The following is a 15,441-nucleotide window of genomic DNA, read 5'->3' on the forward strand; positions in this document are numbered from 1 at the left end:
GACAGAAAAAATTCCGTCAGCCACTTTCTATGCTTCGCGAGTTTTAATTCGCGGACTGTAGTCGGCCGCTACCCGCCGATTTTTGTACAGTAGATTTCTGATACGCAAACTGTGCTGACGAATTGGCGTAGCACTTTCGTATGTTCGCGCACCGCGTGGCCCCGGACGGATATCCTCCACCCGCGGGCTCACCCGCTAGCGCTTTGCACACAGCGTCGACGCCGGCCGGCGTCAGCCATTTTTCGCGCGCACCCGATTGGGCAGCGCCACAGTCGGCGGCGAGTTCATTCCCGCCGACGGTTTTGTGCGCGCATTCGTGCTTGAACACGAACATGCGGACCGCCGACGGCTGACGCTGCATGAGTTGTTGGTTAACGTAGATTCCCCTGCCCGGCACGAACCGTCCTTCCATCGGAAGGGTGGAATCCGAAAACACAGGCGTGGAGCCGCAGCTCATTGACTGGCCGGCAATTTTGATCGACGCCGCCTCGGCGCGGTGCACACAGACATTCGCAATGGCTGCCGCCATTAAGATCAGCACAAATCGATGTTTCACTAGAGAAATCCCCCGTGGTTTCTCCAACGTTGAACATCACAATGTGCTTAGAATCGGGCGCAAAGTGATACGGACATAAATGCCGCGTACACCGATGTTCCGTCATAGACATTTCCAACACTTACGCTCGCAAACCAAGCCGTCGCCGCAGCCAGCCCTGTCGGTTTCACCGACCGCTCGGCCTCTGTCCGGGATTACCGCGTTTGACTTTGGATCAGCGCTTATCGGAAGTTCGGCGCCCGCAGCCGCCAAGGGCCGGAAAAACTCTGTGTGCGTCGCAATATGGCCGGTTAGAAGTCGGTTAATCGAAAAAGATGCCAAGTCTGGCTTATTCCTGATATCGTGCGGCCCAGCAGGGGGCTCCTTAATAGGGTTATATCGCGCGAATAGGGTTAAACAGTGCGCAAATTGCAACCGAGCCCTACTTTGTCACCCATCTTGCAAGGCGAGCACCGAAGTTGTCGCGAGTAATGTGTAATGTCTCAGAGTGAAACGCAAATGGCTCAGTCAAGCGATGCGACGAACGTTGGCCGTGGAAGAACTAGGCGCAACGTCATTGCAATTGCGGGTATAGTTACTTCGACGGCTCTCGCATCGACTTTTGCAGCGAAAAGCGCCTTCGCCGGCTGGAGCCCTCCGGCCGACGGTCCTGGGAATGGCGCTGATAATCGGTTTTGCAACTCTTCCCCCCGCGCCTGCCAAGGCGGCGGTGGTGGTGGCAGCGGTGGCGGCGGAGGCGGAGGTTCCGGCGGTGGCGGTGCTAACGCTGGTGGCGGGAGTTCCGGCGGTGGCGGCGGAGATGCCGGAGGCGGCGGAGGTGCCGGAGGCGGCAGTGGTGCCGGTGCTGGCGGAAATTCCGGCGGCCACAGTGCCCATACTGGTGGCGGAAATTCTGGCGGTGACGATGCCAACGCTGGCGGCAAAAATTCCGGCGGTGGCGACGGGAATTCCGGCGGTGGCGGTGCTGGCGGCGGCAGTGGTGGCGGTGGCGGTGGCGGTTGGAATTCCGGCGGCGGTGGCAACGCAGGTGGCGGCGGGAATTCCGGCGGCGGTAATGGCTGGGACTGGGGTTTGGGAGGCGATGGCCCTGGTTCCGGCGGCGGTGGCTCTAACTGGGGTGGAGGCGGTGGCGTCGCTTGCTTTCTAGCGGGCACCAAGATCCTCACGGCAGACTTCGAAAGAACGGTCGAGGACCTTCGTGCGGGAGATACGCTCCCGACTATTTCGGGAGGCACTCGGACGATTAAGAAAATTCGGAGTTGGACGGCTGAACGTCGTGCCGACGAGAAATGGAGTGACGACGTTGCTCCGATCAAGGTGTGCCGGGGTGCGCTCGGTCCGAACGTCCCACAGAGAGACCTCTACCTCTCACCCAATCACGCTCTATACGTCGATGGCGTCCTTATATCGGTCGGCAATTTGGTCAATGGCAGATCGATCGTGCGTTGCTCGGATTACGACGGCGATTTGATCACGTATTTCCACATCGAGTTGGAAGATCATCAAGTGATTTGGGCAAATGGCGCGCCGGTCGAGTCTCGGCTTGCAGAAACGATGACGCCATTCGCACCACTCTGGAGTGGAGGCCGTCGCTTCGAATTAAGTTCGCGGCTGAGAAGTGCAATCTCACCTTGGTACGATACCCGCACGCAATTTGATAAGATTCGCGATCGCATTGAGGAACAATCAGAACCCAGCTTTGCGATTGCGTAGTGCATTAGCCTAAGGCGCCGCCTAGCCACCATTCAATGTATCGGAACGCGAACATTCGCGCTCCGATCAGAAAACAGCGCTTAATGCCATCCCGCCAGGTTACTTCGTCACCAGGCCTTTCGAACAGCCGGCCTTGAACTCTTCCCAGTTGATCGCACCGTCGTGGTCAACGTCCACCTGATCGAAGCTCGCGATGAACGGTTTCGCTTTGTCGGGGCTGAGGTCGGCACCTCCCGCCTCCTTCCAGGCAGCGGCGCAATCGGCATCGTTCAATGGAGTACCAGCTTTGGCTTGCGTGCCGACGCCCGCGGCTAAGGGCAGCAAGGCTAGAGACCAGATGATGAGGGATCTACGCATGGAACTCTCCTACCTAGGGGAAGTACGCCCAAGCCAAATCTCAGGCGCCCATGCTACGAGTAGATGCCGGGAAGCGACGATCGCGCACTAGCGTTGTCTGATTGTGATTGCCGATTTCAAAGAGCGGCGAAAACGAATTGGGTTAAATTGAACGGGTCTGCCTTTCGATTTCTCGAATCCCTCACGCTAAGGGTCGACGATACGCTGCACACCCGTTGCGTCACGGGTTCGCGACCAGCGCCCCGGAGACCGGCGCTTCAAGGCTGGAGATCGCTAGCGCGACCGGCCATCGATCACAGGCGATACCTGCTCGACATATAAGGTGAGCAGCCCAAAACAATCTTTGGGCTGCACGACACGCGGGAGTGGAATTGCGAGGAGCTACCTGACGAGCTTTTCCGCGCCTTATTGCGCTTCGGCGAATGCCACCCCGGATACTGATCCGTGATCGCTTCATTGTGGCGTAGGACTAGGCGAATGCCTATTCCCAGCTTAACGCCCCTCCGTTCTGATATTCGATGACGCGCGTTTCGAAGAAATTTTTCTCCTTCTTCAGATCCATCGCTTCCGACATCCACGGAAACGGGTTCTCCCGTTCTTTGAAAACCGGCATGAGGCCCAGCTGCGCGCAACGGCGGTTGGCGATGAATTCCATGTACTGTTCTGTCAGCGCGGCATTAAGACCGAGAAGCCCCGTCGGCATCGTATCGCGGCCGTAAGCGGCTTCGAGACCGGCGGCGTCGCGAAGCATCTGACGGACTTCATCCTGAAACGCCTTCGTCCAGAGATCGGGATTTTCGACCTTGATCTGATTGATGACGTCGATGCCGAAGTTGAGATGAATGCTCTCGTCGCGCAGGATGTACTGATACTGCTCGGCGATGCCCACCATCTTGTTGCGCCGTCCGAGCGACAGGATTTGCGCAAAGCCCGTGTAGAACCACATCCCTTCGAAGACGACATAGAAGGCAACGAGATCACGAAGGAACGCCTGATCCGTTTCCCTCGTGCCCGTCTTGAAGGCCGGATCATCGAGATGCTTGGTGTACGCCAGCGCCCAGGCCGCCTTGTCGGTGATCGAAGGTATTTCCCGGTACATGTTGAAGAGTTCGCCTTCATCAAGGCCGAGGCTTTCAACGATGTATTGGAACGTGTGGGTATGCACCGCTTCCTCGAAGGACTGCCGCAATAGATATTGCCGGCATTCCGGATTGGTGAGGTGGCGATAAATTGCCAGAACGATGTTGTTGGCGACGAGCGATTCCGACGCCGCAAAGAAACCGAGGTTGCGCTTCACCATGCGGCGCTCATCCTCCGTCAAGCCGTCCTTGGCTTTCCAGAGCGCGATGTCGGCCTGCATGGAAACTTCGGTCGGCATCCAGTGATTGTTGCAGCCAGCCAGATATTTCTCCCAGGCCCAGCGATACTTGAGCGGAAGGAGCTGATTGACGTCGGCGCGGGCGTTGATCATCGCCTTGTCGTCGACGCGCACGCGGCCGCCATGACGATCGATGTTGCCGAGGCCGGTCGCAACTTCCGGGTTGAGGATCGGCGCAGGTTTGCGGGCCAACGGCGAAGGGGCGGCTGGCTCTGACCAGTCGAGCATGGAATGTCTCCGTTTCTAAAATTTTCTTACTGGCAGGCTTCGCAAGTCGGATCGTCGATCGAGCAGGCTTTGCCCTCGGCTGGCGACGCAAGCAAAACAGGGTTCGCGACCGCATTGAGCTTGCCGTCGGTGCGTTTGAGCGTCGATTTCTCAACGTGAGTCGCCGATTGGGCTCGCAGATAATAGGTCGTCTTGAGGCCGCGCTCCCATGCGAGGCGATAAAGCGTATCGAGCTTTCGGCCATTGGGCGCCGCGATGTAAAGATTGAGCGACTGACCCTGGTCGATCCATTTTTGCCGGCGTGCTGCTGCATCAACCAGCCAATGGGCATCGACTTCGAACGCGGTGGCATAAAGCTCTTTGAGATCATCCGGGACGCGGTCGATCGTGCCGAGCGAACCGTCGAAGTACTTGAGGTCCGACACCATCACCTCGTCCCAAAGACCGCGCGCCTTGAGATCGCGAACCAGGAACGCATTCACGACTGTAAAGTCGCCCGACATGTTGGATTTGACGTAAAGATTGCGGAACGTCGGTTCGATCGACTGCGCCACGCCGCAGATGTTCGAGATCGTCGCGGTGGGTGCAATGGCCATGACGTTCGAATTGCGCATTCCGGTCGTCCGCACGCGATCGCGAAGTGTGGCCCAGTCCCGTGTGGCGGACGTGTCGAGCCGAAGATCTGCACCGCGCGCGTCGCCAAGAAGGTCGATGGAATCGATCGGAAGGATGGCCTTGCTCCACAGAGACCCTTCGAACGACGGATAACGGCCGCGTTCCGCTGCGAGATCAACCGACGCCGAAATGGCGTTATAGCTGATCGCCTCCATACTGCTATCGGCAAAGGCTACGGCATCATCCGAGCCATAGGGAATGCGAAGCGCATGCAGCGCATCCTGGAACCCCATGAGCCCGAGACCAACCGGACGATGACGAAGGTTCGAGCGCCGCGCTTCCGGGATCGTGTAGAAATTGATGTCAATGACATTGTCGAGCATGCGCATCGCCGTCTTGACGGTGCGCGCAAGTTTCTCGTGATCGAGACCTTGCGGCGTTACATGGGCGGAGAGATTGATCGAACCCAGGTTGCAGACTGCAACCTCGTCGTTTGAGGTGTTAAGCGTAATTTCCGTGCAAAGATTCGACGAGTGCACGACGCCGCAATGCTGCTGAGGCGAGCGCAGGTTGCATGGGTCCTTGAACGTGATCCACGGATGACCGGTCTCGAAGAGCATGGTCAGCATCCTCCGCCAGAGATCGACCGCGCGGACGCGCCGCGCGATCTTCATCTCCATGCGCTCGGCTTTCTTCTCATACTCTTCGTAACGCGCCGCGAACGCCGTGCCGTAGAGATCGTGAAGATCCGGAACTTCATCCGGAGAGAAAAGCGTCCAGGCTCCGTCTTCTGCGACGCGCTTCATGAAAAGATCAGGGATCCAGTGCGCCGTATTCATATCATGCGTGCGCCTGCGGTCGTCGCCGGTATTCTTCCGGAGATCCAAAAACTCTTCGATGTCGATGTGCCAAGTTTCGAGATAGGCGCAGACCGCACCTTTGCGCTTGCCGCCCTGATTGACCGCGATCGCGGTATCGTTGGCGACTTTCAGGAACGGCACGACGCCCTGGCTTTCTCCGTTCGTACCCTTGATGTGCGCACCAAGACCTCGCACCCGCGTCCAGTCGTTGCCGAGACCGCCGGAGTATTTGGCGAGAAGCGCATTGTCCTTGATCGACTTGAAGATGCCATCGAGATCGTCCGGCACCGTCGTCAGGAAACACGAAGACAATTGCGGACGCGGGGTTCCGGAATTGAAAAGCGTCGGCGTGGAGCACATGAAGTCGAACGAAGATATGAGATCATAGAAGGCAATAGCCTTCTCCTCGCGGTCGATCTCACGCACCGCAAGACCCATGGCGACACGCATGAAGAAGGCTTGCGGCAGCTCGAAGCGGATACCGTGCGTCTGCAGGAAATAGCGATCGTAAAGCGTCTGCAGACCAAGGTACTGGAAGATGCCGTCGCGCTCGGGCTTCAGCGCGCGTCCGAGACGCACCAGATCAAAGCGCGCCAGTTCCGGATCGAGCAGCTCGGCGGCGATGCCTTTCGCGACGAACGCCGCGAAGTACTCGGGGTAACGCGCCGCCATTTCCGATTGACGCGCCGACTCTTCACGGCCGGTCACGAACGACAGCGCTTCGCTGCGCAAACGATCCATCAGCAATCGCGCCGCGACGAAGGTATAGTTCGGCTCCGTTTCAATGAGCGTCCGTGCGGCAAGCACAGGCGCTTCCGCCAACTCATCGACCGTTATGCCGTCGTAGAGATTGCGTTGGGTCTCGGAAAGCACAGCTTCCGCCGATACATCCTGCAAGTCTTCGCAGGCTTCGGCGATCAGCAGACGCAACCGGTCTTCGTTGAGTGGAGAAAGACATCCATCCCGCGTCTTGACGTTGATCGACGGAACAGATTCCGCCTTCGAGACTTCCACGGCCGCAGCACGCTCGCGTGCGCGCTCTTCACGATAAAGGACGTAGGCGCGCGCAACCTTGTGGTTCTCGCTGCGCATCAGCGCAAGCTCGACCTGATCCTGGATCTCTTCGATATGGAACGTGCGGCCCTGAGCCCCGCGGCGCGTCAGCGCCGCAACGATCTGCTCGGTCAATCCCTCGACGGTCTCGTGAACGCGCCTTGACGCCGCCGCGCGGCCGCCTTCTACGGCAAGGAATGCCTTGGTGAGCGCTACGGTGATCTTGCGAGCGTCGAATGGAGTCACGCCGCCGTTGCGCCGGATGACCTGGAACATCTGTTCCGTAGAGGCCTTCGGTGCGCCGATACCCGAAACGTGGTTGGATTGAGAGCTTCGTGCTTCGATTACGATAGACATCGGCAAACCCCTGAATAATAGGGGGCTTGGGCCGCATGGTACGCGCATTCATCCACGCGCGATGGCGGGATGAACCAATCCATCAGGACACCCCGCCCGAGGACGTGAAAACACCATCACAGGCAGGTCTCCTGACTCGCGGGTCGTTGTTCTCTGTCTGGCCTTCCCGATGCGCAGAGCATCAGTGACCTTTGTCCGACAGGAACTCGCCGCTCACAGTTGCGGGGGCAGTCCCGGGATTGCACCGCTGGAAAAGCGACGCTCACCGGGTTCCCTCTTAGCGCTGAATGTTGAAGTCCAGCGACCTATGATGTCCTCATTAAGACAGATTCCACTGACCATACGCAATATGTGGTGCCGCGGATTTTAAAGTTACCCCAGGTCTTGTTGCGTTTCTCCAAGGGCAAGACGTCGCGCACTCACGCGGCGCGCCAGCGGGAAGGCATTCCACGCTCGGAAAGCGCGACGAAGGCTCGGCTTTCCGGGCCGACGTAGTTGGCAGTCGGACGAATGATCTTGTTGTCCTCCCGTTGTTCGATGATGTGAGCGCTCCAACCGGCAATACGAGCCATTGCGAAAATCGGCGTGAACATCGAAGCCGGGATGCCGAGAAGATCGTAAAGCACGGCGCTGTACCAATCGACATTGGCAAACATGTTCTTGGAGTCCGCCATGACGACCTCAATCCGTTCGGCGATGGACATCACCTTGTGATCGTTCGAGCGATCGGCCAGCTCATTCGCCAACGTACGCAGAACTTCGGTGCGCGGATCCGAAATCCGGTAAACCGGATGGCCGAACCCCATCACGACCTGCTTATTGGCCACGCGGTTGCGCACATCGACCTCAGCTTCATCCGCCGTCCGATAGCGCACGATAACCTCGTATGCGGCCTGATTGGCACCGCCGTGCTTGGTGCCACGCAGCGCACCAATAGCGCCGGTGATTGCGGAATAGAAATCGGAACCCGTCGCAGCAATCGAGCGCGCGGTGAACGTCGATGCGTTGAACTCATGCTCGCCGTAAAGCACCAGTGAAGCCTGTAACGCGCGGACTTGATGGTGGTGCGACTCCCGTCCGTGCAAGAGCGTGAGGAAATGTCCGGCAACGGTGTCGTCGTCCGTCTCGACGTCGATGCTGCGCCCGCTGCCCGAGAAATGATACCAGTAGAGCAACATCGAAGGCGCCGATGCGATCAAGCGATCCGCAATCGCGCGCGCGTTCTCGGCCTTATGATCTGGCGCTTCCGCAAAGACGCATCCAAGCGCTGATACGCCCGTGCGCAAGACGTCCATCGGGTGCGCCGCGGCTGGCAGAGCTTCGAGCGCGCGACGCACCGCGAGCGGAAGATTGCGCTGCGAACGCAACTTCCTTTGATACGTCGCGAGCTCTTCCGCAGATGGCAGCGTGCCATGAACGAGGAGATGCGCAACTTCTTCGAACGAGCACCCCAGCGCCAGGTCGCGAACGTCATAGCCGCGGTACCTGAGATGATCACCACCGGGAATAACCGAGGATACGGCGGTCGAGCCGGCAACTATACCCGAGAGTGCAACCGATTTTTTCTGAGCCGGTCGTTCAAGATTCGCGAGATCAGAAGCCATCGATGTTCTCCATGAGCTGTCGTGACGTTGGGCAAAATTGCCAGCCGCAACCGCCGGGGGCGTATGCGTTTCACGAAGTACAAGCGACGGCGACGATTTACGAAAGCGCTGAAAATGCGAAGATTTGCGAAGCCGGCCCGGTAAATCGGCAAACAGAAGAAGAGCACACGCTTACTACGCGGTCAGTTCTTTGCCTTGCTCAGACGTCAGGATGACGACACCATCCTCGTCGCCAATGACGATGTCGCCAGCGTTTATCGCCGTACCCGCGATGGTTATTGGAATATCGCGCGTGCCTTCACCACGGCGGGTCGAACGGCGCGGCGTCGCCCCGAGCGCTTTGATTGCGATATCCAGCGTCTTCAGCGCGGCGATATCGCGTACGCACCCACTGATGACGACGCCTTCCCAGCCATTTGCGACCGCGTCTCTTGCGATCATGTCTCCCAGCAGCGCGCAACGGTTGCTCGCGCCACCATCGACGACGAGAACCTTGCCGTGACCAGGAGTTGCGAGCGTTTCCTTGATGCGCGAGTTGTCTTCAAAGCATTTGATCGTGACGGCGAAACCGCGAAAGCGCGTTCTGCCGCCGAAATCGAGAAGATCAGGACTTAATACGCGTGCCTCGTCGCCGAAACGGTCGCTGATATCGGTCGTCGCTGAAAGCATCGCAATCTCTCGACTGGCAGGAATTAGATAACGGGATAGGGCGTGAAACGGCGCTCGTTCTCATCGACGGCAGTTCGGCGCCCGATCGGAGGGAACGCGCGCTGCGGACAATTCGGCCGCTCGCACACCTTGCAGCCAGCACCAATTGGAACTGCCGCCTCAGCGTCAGAAAGGTCGAGTCCCTTCGCATAAACAAGGCGGCCTGCGTGGCTCAAGTCACAGCCAAGACCGATCGCAAAGGTCTTAACCGGGGCCCCGTAGCCGCCGTGCCCGCGCGAAACGGTGCGAGCAATCCAAAGATAGGTCCGCCCGTCGGGCATTCGCGCGAGCTGGGTCAGAATGCGGCCCGGCGTTGAGAACGCCTCATAGACGTTCCACAGCGGGCAAGAACCGCCGACGCGCGAGAAGTGGAAATCCGTGGCCGACTGCCGTTTTGAAATGTTTCCGGCACGATCGACGCGAACGAAAAAGAAAGGAACGCCGCGCGCGTCCGGACGCTGCAAGGTACTCAGGCGGTGGCAGACCGTTTCAAAGCCGACACCGAACCGCTGTCCCAGTAGATCGATATCGTATCGTATCGCTTCCGCTGCTTCGAGAAATGGCTTGTAGGGCATCAAAAGCGCGCCGGCAAAGTGGTTGGCGAGACCGATGCGCGCCAGGCGCGAAGTCTCTTCGCTGCCCGACGCAGCATCCTCGGCGAGCGCGTCGAGAACCTCCCCCATCTCGATGAAGGCGAGCTGCGTCGCCATCTCGAACGCCTGTTGTCCGGGAGAGAGATTTGCTGCGAGTTCGAGCGTTCGCCGTGCGCGATGGAACCGGCGTTGCGGCGAGAGCGCATCGGTCGCGGGCGCGACGATGACATCGACGCTGTGCTTGACGCGAAGATAGTCCTTGAGCCCGGACGCCACGTCGCCGACGATGAGCTTCGCACGCCCAAACAGTTTCTCGGCTGCTTCATCCAACTCGGCGATGTAGTTGTGGTGCGCGTAAAAATAATCGCGTACCTGCTCGTAGGGCATCAGAGGCGCGGGCTCGATGTCGCTCGCCTCAAGTCCAAAACGTGATGCGAGCGCATCGGCGCGCTCAGATGCTTGCTGGCCGCGCGTGTGCAGAGCGACCAGCGCACGCCCAATGGCCGGCATGTTCGATGCGATCTCGCGAATTTCAGTCAACGCGATCTGCTCGCCAAGCCCCGGATCGGCCAACACTTCTTTCAGGTCGGCAATCAATCGCGCCTCTTCGTCTTCCGAGAAGAGCTGCACGTCGACGCCGAACACGGCGTTGATTTTGAGCAGAATCGGAACCGTCAGCGGCCGCTGATTTTTTTCGAGCTGATTGAGATAGCTAGGAGAGAGCTCCAGCGCCCTAGCCAAGGCGACCTGCGTCAAGCCACGCTCCTCACGCAGCCGTTTCAGGCGGACACCCATGAAGGCTTTTCTCATGCCTGCCTCCGCATTCGCAAAATTCGCAAATTCGCAGCCATGCCCTCGCAAATCTCCGCAAATTCAGGCGTTTCGCGCGTTTCAATAATGCGGATATTGCGAATATCGGATCATTTGGCAAGCGAGGATCAAGCCATGAAGACGTCGGAAATGATTCAACTCGGGATCGACGCCGCCCCCGACCGGTTCCATGGCATCGAGCGGCCGTACTCGGTTGACGACGTCAAAAAACTGCGGGGCTCCGTCCCGATCCGTCACACGCTCGCGGACCTCGCCGCCAAGCGCCTCTGGCATCTTCTGAATGCCGAGCCTTTCGTCCACGCGCTCGGCGCCGTCACCGGCAACCAGGCGATGCAGATGGTGCGCGCCGGCCTGAAGGCGATTTACCTTTCCGGATGGCAGGTCGCAGCTGACGCCAACACGGCGAGCGCCATGTATCCCGATCAAAGCCTTTACCCGGCGAACGCCGGGCCGGAGCTGGCGCGTCGCATCAATCGGACACTTCAGCGCGCCGATCAGATCGAGCACATGGAAGGCAAGACAAGCGTAGCCACTTGGTTCGCACCAATTGTCGCCGATGCGGAAGCAGGTTTCGGTGGACCGCTCAACGCCTTTGAGATCATGAAGGCTTACATCGAGGCTGGTGTCGCCGGCGTGCACTTCGAGGATCAGCTAGCATCGGAAAAAAAGTGCGGGCACCTTGGCGGCAAGGTCTTGATCCCGACCGCCGCGCACATCCGAAATCTCGTCGCAGCCCGGCTCGCCGCTGATGTCATGGGCGTCGCGACCCTCATCATCGCCCGCACCGACGCGGAATCGGCGAAACTCATCACCTCAGACATCGATGAACGCGACCGGGAATTCATCGTCAAGGGCGAGCGCACGCCGGAAGGCTTCTACACATTGCGCCACGGCGTCGACGCCTGCATCGCGCGTGGCCTCGCATATGCGCCCTACGCCGATCTATTGTGGTGGGAGACGTCTACGCCGAACCTAACCGATGCGCGCCGTTTCGCCGAAGCGGTACATGCGAAGTTCCCCGGCAAGAAGCTCGCCTACAATTGCTCGCCATCCTTCAACTGGCAGAAGAAGCTCGATCCCGCGACCATCGCCAAGTTCCAAAGAGAGCTCGGCGCCATGGGCTACAAGTTCCAGTTCGTCACGCTTGCCGGATTCCATCAGCTGAACCACGGCATGTTCGAATTGGCGCGTGGCTATCGCGATCGTGGCATGGCCGCCTATTCCGAACTGCAACAAGCGGAATTTGCAAGCGAAGCCGATGGCTACACGGCAACGCGCCATCAGCGCGAGGTCGGCACAGGCTATTTCGATGCCGTGTCGCTTGCCATAACTGGCGGCAAATCCTCGACGACCGCGATGTCGGAATCAACTGAAACCGCACAGTTTCACGCCGAACAGCTGGTTCCCGCAGCGGAATAGAGCGACAGGAGCAAATTCCTTGAAATCAGCGGACATAATTCAAATGGTCGAACCCTTCAACGGACCCAAGACTCAGGATGTCGACGTCGCCATTCGCAAGGTTGCCGACACGCTCCACAGGCTCAATCTGCAAATCCATCAAGCCGTCGAGGCCGGTGCTTCCATCGAGTTGATGCGGGCGCACCGCGTTCACAATGGGCGCGGCCAGTGGGGCGATCAGATGGTTCCGATCGTCAGGGTTCCGGACGCTCCCACAAAGGAATGAGCATGTCCCTCGATCAGGCAGAAACGCGCTTCGCCGAAATCGTGTTTCCCGAGCAGGCTAATCACTACGGCACGCTGTTCGGGGGCACGGCTCTCAATCTGATGAGCAAGGCCGCGGCCATCGCCGCCGCGCGCCGGGCCGGCGGCAGCGTCGTGATGGCGCGATCAGACCGTGTCGATTTCCACATGCCCGTCGCGGTCGGCCAGCTCGTCGAGCTTGTCGCTCGCGTCGAACGTGTTGGACGCAGCTCGATGACCGTCAGTGTCGAAGTCGTCGCCGAAACGCTCGGCAAGAAAGATCGCAAGGTCGCGATGCGCGGCAGCTTCGAGATGGTCGCCGTCGATGAAAACGGGCGGCCGTTGGCCATAGCACCACCGAACGCCGAATAATTCCCCTTAAATCTCCCGAAAGGCAAACGCCCATGGTTCAATCTGCAAACCTTGGCTTCCCCCGCATTGGCCTAAAGCGCGAGCTGAAAAAGGCCACGGAAGCTTACTGGAAAGGCGAAATCGATTATGTGACGCTCCGCAAGACCGGAGCAGAGCTACGTGAACGCCATTGGCGTCTGCAACGGGACGCCGGCATCGAGGTCATTCCCTCGAACGATTTCTCATTCTACGACCAAGTCCTCGACACCACCGCGATGGTCGGTGCCATACCGCCGCGGTATCGCACTAGCGGCGCTGCGAACGGCGGGCGGATTGCGTCGTCGGCACGCACCGCGAATGCCTACGCGATGATGGCTGATGTTGCCGAGACCGCCGAGATTCTTGGCTCCGTCGATCTCGATACCTATTTCGCCATGGCGCGGGGATCGGCCGCCGCGCCCGCAATGGAAATGACGAAGTGGTTCGATACGAACTATCACTACATCGTACCTGAGTTTTACGAGGGGCAGGAATTCCGCCTCGCCTCGCGCAAGCCGATCGATGAATTCAAGGAAGCCAAAGCGCTCGACATCCATACGCGTCCGGTTCTGATCGGACCCGTGACCTATCTTTCCCTTGGCAAGGCCAAGAGCCCCGATCTTGAGCCGCTCACCCTTCTCAATCGTCTGCTTCCTGTCTACAGCGAAGTACTTGCAGACCTCGCTGATGCTGGTGCCGACTGGGTGCAAATCGACGAGCCGATTCTTGCGCTCGATTTGTCCGATGCCCAGCGAGAGGCGCTTGGTGTTGCATATCAGGCCCTCACCCGCGGTCGCGTGAAAATTCTGCTCGCGACGTATTTCGAAAAGCTCGACGATAATTTGGCGCTCGCGGCCTCACTTCCTGTGCAAGGGCTTCATGTCGATCTCGTACGCGCGCCTGAGCAGCTCGATGCCGTTTTATCCGTCTGGCCGCGCACGCGCGTTCTTTCGCTTGGCGTCGTCGATGGCCGGAACATCTGGCGCACCGATCTGAGCCAAGCCTTTAAGCTCGTCGAAAAAGCAATCGCCTCGCACGGCCGCGACAATCTCCAGATTGCGCCATCCTGCTCGCTGCTACACGCACCCGTCGATCTCGCCAGCGAAACCAAACTCGACGCCGAGTTGAAGTCCTGGCTCGCTTTCGCAAAGCAAAAGCTCATCGAGATACAGGCGCTGACGCGTGCCGCGAGCCAATGCAGGTCAGCCGCCGAGGCCTTCGATGCAAGCGATGCCGCTGTGAAATCGCGTTCGGGTTCGCCTCGCGTTCACGATGCCAACGTTGCAGCTCGCCTGGCGGCAGTAACGCCCCGAGACGCGCAGCGTGCAAGCCCGTACGCCACACGGCATGATACGCAACAGAAGCGGCTTTCGTTGCCGAAATTCCCGACGACGACGATCGGTTCGTTTCCTCAAACCGAGGAGGTGCGCAAGGCCCGCGCTGCCCATCGGCGTAACGAACTTGGCGACACCGCCTACGATACTTTCTTGCGCGAGGCGACGGAGAAGGCCATCCGCATCCAGGAAGAGCTCGACATTGATGTGCTGGTGCACGGCGAGTTCGAGCGCAACGACATGGTCGAATATTTCGGCGAGCAGCTTTCCGGATTTGCATTCACCCAAAACGCATGGGTGCAGTCCTATGGCTCGCGCTATGTAAAGCCGCCGGTCATTTTTGGCGACGTCTCCCGCCCGAAGCCAATGACCGTCGGCTGGTCGGCTTACGCCCAGTCGCTCACAAGCAGGCCGGTTAAGGGCATGCTGACGGGTCCGGTGACAATCCTACAATGGTCATTCGTGCGCGATGACCAACCCCGCTCGGTGACATGCAGGCAAATCGCACTCGCGATCCGCGACGAGGTTGCCGATCTCGAAAAAGTCGGGATCGGAATTATCCAGATCGATGAGCCCGCGCTCCGCGAAGGCCTGCCGCTCAGACGCGCACACTGGGATGCTTATCTCCGCTGGGCGGTCGAGTGCTTTCGACTCGCAGCAGGCGGCGCAGCCGATCAGACCCAGGTTCACACGCATATGTGCTACTGTGAGTTCAATGACATCATGCCGTCGATCGCAGCACTCGATGCCGACGTCATCTCGATCGAAACCTCGCGGTCGCAGATGGAATTGCTCGAAGCGTTCTCGGATTTCCGGTATCCGAACGAGATCGGCCCGGGCGTCTACGACATCCACTCGCCCCGCTGTCCCCATGTCCACGACATGACGGATTTGATCGGCAAAGCGCGCGCCCATCTGGTGCCAGAGCAGATCTGGATCAACCCGGACTGCGGCCTTAAAACCCGAAAGTGGGAGGAAGTGCTGCCCGCCCTCAAGAATATGGTTGAAGCAGCCAAGAAGATGCGCGAAAGCGCGTAAACAGAAAGTCTTGCCGTGCGCGTCGAGACCTGCGCGCTTGCCTCGATCCGCACGGCTTCCAATTGACGGACGCAACGACTGCTTCCCCAAGCACCTGCCTTCGTATAAATCCGTGCTGGAGATCA

At 59.2% G+C, this 15,441-nt stretch carries 13 protein-coding genes and 1 riboswitch; of the genes, 6 read left to right on the plus strand and 7 right to left on the minus strand.

The features are described from left to right. Nucleotides 1-43: 43 nt before the first annotated feature. A complete protein-coding gene (locus AB4Z24_RS15645) occupies nt 44-529 on the minus strand; it encodes a hypothetical protein (RefSeq protein ID WP_441709703.1) in 486 nt (161 codons plus the stop codon). A gap of 628 nt (nt 530-1,157) precedes the next feature. On the opposite strand from AB4Z24_RS15645, the gene AB4Z24_RS15650 reads away from it, so the two are divergent. Both AB4Z24_RS15650 and AB4Z24_RS15655 read left to right on the plus strand, forming a co-directional pair. Continuing rightward, entirely contained in the window at nt 1,158-1,703 is a 546-nt protein-coding gene (locus tag AB4Z24_RS15650) for a hypothetical protein (RefSeq protein WP_441709705.1), read from the plus strand. Continuing rightward, nucleotides 1,628-2,269: a Hint domain-containing protein gene (locus AB4Z24_RS15655; protein ID WP_441709707.1), complete on the plus strand. Its 642-nt coding sequence runs from the start codon at nt 1,628-1,630 to the stop codon at nt 2,267-2,269. Before AB4Z24_RS15650 ends, AB4Z24_RS15655 begins: the two co-directional genes overlap by 76 nt. A 99-nt stretch (nt 2,270-2,368) precedes the next feature. Here the strand turns inward: AB4Z24_RS15655 and AB4Z24_RS15660 are convergent, their stop codons facing one another. The 6 genes from AB4Z24_RS15660 to AB4Z24_RS15685 all read right to left on the minus strand — a co-directional run bounded on the left by AB4Z24_RS15660 (nt 2,369) and on the right by AB4Z24_RS15685 (nt 10,832). Then, entirely contained in the window at nt 2,369-2,626 is a 258-nt protein-coding gene (locus AB4Z24_RS15660) for an EF-hand domain-containing protein (protein WP_441709709.1), read from the minus strand. Nucleotides 2,627-3,107: 481 nt separating this feature from the next. Then, complete coding sequence (locus tag AB4Z24_RS15665; RefSeq protein ID WP_441709711.1) at nt 3,108-4,232, minus strand: ribonucleotide-diphosphate reductase subunit beta; 1,125 nt, start codon at nt 4,230-4,232, stop codon at nt 3,108-3,110. Nucleotides 4,233-4,258: 26 nt separating this feature from the next. Beyond that, nucleotides 4,259-7,117: a ribonucleoside-diphosphate reductase subunit alpha gene (locus AB4Z24_RS15670; protein ID WP_441709713.1), complete on the minus strand. Its 2,859-nt coding sequence runs from the start codon at nt 7,115-7,117 to the stop codon at nt 4,259-4,261. Between the two features lie 104 nt (nt 7,118-7,221). Continuing rightward, nucleotides 7,222-7,441: riboswitch (cobalamin riboswitch) on the minus strand. 95 nt (nt 7,442-7,536) lie between these two features. Next, nucleotides 7,537-8,721, minus strand: coding sequence for a bifunctional 2-methylcitrate synthase/citrate synthase (prpC, locus tag AB4Z24_RS15675; RefSeq protein WP_441709715.1), 1,185 nt, complete (start codon nt 8,719-8,721; stop codon nt 7,537-7,539). A gap of 174 nt (nt 8,722-8,895) precedes the next feature. Beyond that, nucleotides 8,896-9,390 carry a ribonuclease E activity regulator RraA gene (gene rraA, locus AB4Z24_RS15680; RefSeq protein WP_441709717.1) on the minus strand — a complete coding sequence of 165 codons (495 nt, stop codon included), beginning with the start codon at nt 9,388-9,390 and terminating at the stop codon, nt 8,896-8,898. Nucleotides 9,391-9,413: 23 nt separating this feature from the next. Then, nucleotides 9,414-10,832, minus strand: a complete 1,419-nt coding sequence (locus AB4Z24_RS15685) for a short-chain fatty acyl-CoA regulator family protein (protein WP_441709719.1) — start codon at nt 10,830-10,832, stop codon at nt 9,414-9,416. 150 nt (nt 10,833-10,982) lie between these two features. On the opposite strand from AB4Z24_RS15685, the gene aceA reads away from it, so the two are divergent. From aceA to metE, 4 genes are read left to right on the plus strand one after another with little or no spacing between them, the layout of a single operon-like run. Next, nucleotides 10,983-12,272 (plus strand): isocitrate lyase, encoded by a 1,290-nt coding sequence (gene aceA, locus AB4Z24_RS15690; protein ID WP_441710056.1) that lies wholly within the window; start codon nt 10,983-10,985, stop codon nt 12,270-12,272. Nucleotides 12,273-12,291: 19 nt separating this feature from the next. Beyond that, a complete protein-coding gene (locus tag AB4Z24_RS15695) occupies nt 12,292-12,537 on the plus strand; it encodes a hypothetical protein (protein WP_441709721.1) in 246 nt (81 codons plus the stop codon). Between the two features lie 2 nt (nt 12,538-12,539). Then, nucleotides 12,540-12,926, plus strand: a complete 387-nt coding sequence (locus AB4Z24_RS15700; protein ID WP_441709723.1) for an acyl-CoA thioesterase — start codon at nt 12,540-12,542, stop codon at nt 12,924-12,926. A gap of 32 nt (nt 12,927-12,958) precedes the next feature. Continuing rightward, nucleotides 12,959-15,316 carry a 5-methyltetrahydropteroyltriglutamate--homocysteine S-methyltransferase gene (gene metE, locus AB4Z24_RS15705; RefSeq protein ID WP_441709725.1) on the plus strand — a complete coding sequence of 786 codons (2,358 nt, stop codon included), beginning with the start codon at nt 12,959-12,961 and terminating at the stop codon, nt 15,314-15,316. Nucleotides 15,317-15,441: the final 125 nt, after the last annotated feature.

This window comes from Hyphomicrobium sp. 2TAF46 (genome assembly GCF_052114865.1).
Taxonomy (GTDB): Bacteria; Pseudomonadota; Alphaproteobacteria; order Rhizobiales; family Hyphomicrobiaceae; genus Hyphomicrobium_B.

Excerpts from the sequence above, each read along its gene's own strand:
- AB4Z24_RS15645 (WP_441709703.1), bottom strand. The coding sequence starts at position 529 with ATGGCGGCAGCCATTGCGAATGTCTGTGTGCACCGCGCCGAGGCGGCG.
- AB4Z24_RS15660 (WP_441709709.1), bottom strand. The coding sequence starts at position 2,626 with ATGCGTAGATCCCTCATCATCTGGTCTCTAGCCTTGCTGCCCTTAGCC.
- AB4Z24_RS15665 (WP_441709711.1), bottom strand. The coding sequence starts at position 4,232 with ATGCTCGACTGGTCAGAGCCAGCCGCCCCTTCGCCGTTGGCCCGCAAA.
- AB4Z24_RS15670 (WP_441709713.1), bottom strand. The coding sequence starts at position 7,117 with ATGTCTATCGTAATCGAAGCACGAAGCTCTCAATCCAACCACGTTTCG.
- prpC (WP_441709715.1), bottom strand. The coding sequence starts at position 8,721 with ATGGCTTCTGATCTCGCGAATCTTGAACGACCGGCTCAGAAAAAATCG.
- rraA (WP_441709717.1), bottom strand. The coding sequence starts at position 9,390 with ATGCTTTCAGCGACGACCGATATCAGCGACCGTTTCGGCGACGAGGCA.
- AB4Z24_RS15685 (WP_441709719.1), bottom strand. The coding sequence starts at position 10,832 with ATGAGAAAAGCCTTCATGGGTGTCCGCCTGAAACGGCTGCGTGAGGAG.
- aceA (WP_441710056.1), top strand. The coding sequence starts at position 10,983 with ATGATTCAACTCGGGATCGACGCCGCCCCCGACCGGTTCCATGGCATC.
- AB4Z24_RS15700 (WP_441709723.1), top strand. The coding sequence starts at position 12,540 with ATGTCCCTCGATCAGGCAGAAACGCGCTTCGCCGAAATCGTGTTTCCC.
- metE (WP_441709725.1), top strand. The coding sequence starts at position 12,959 with ATGGTTCAATCTGCAAACCTTGGCTTCCCCCGCATTGGCCTAAAGCGC.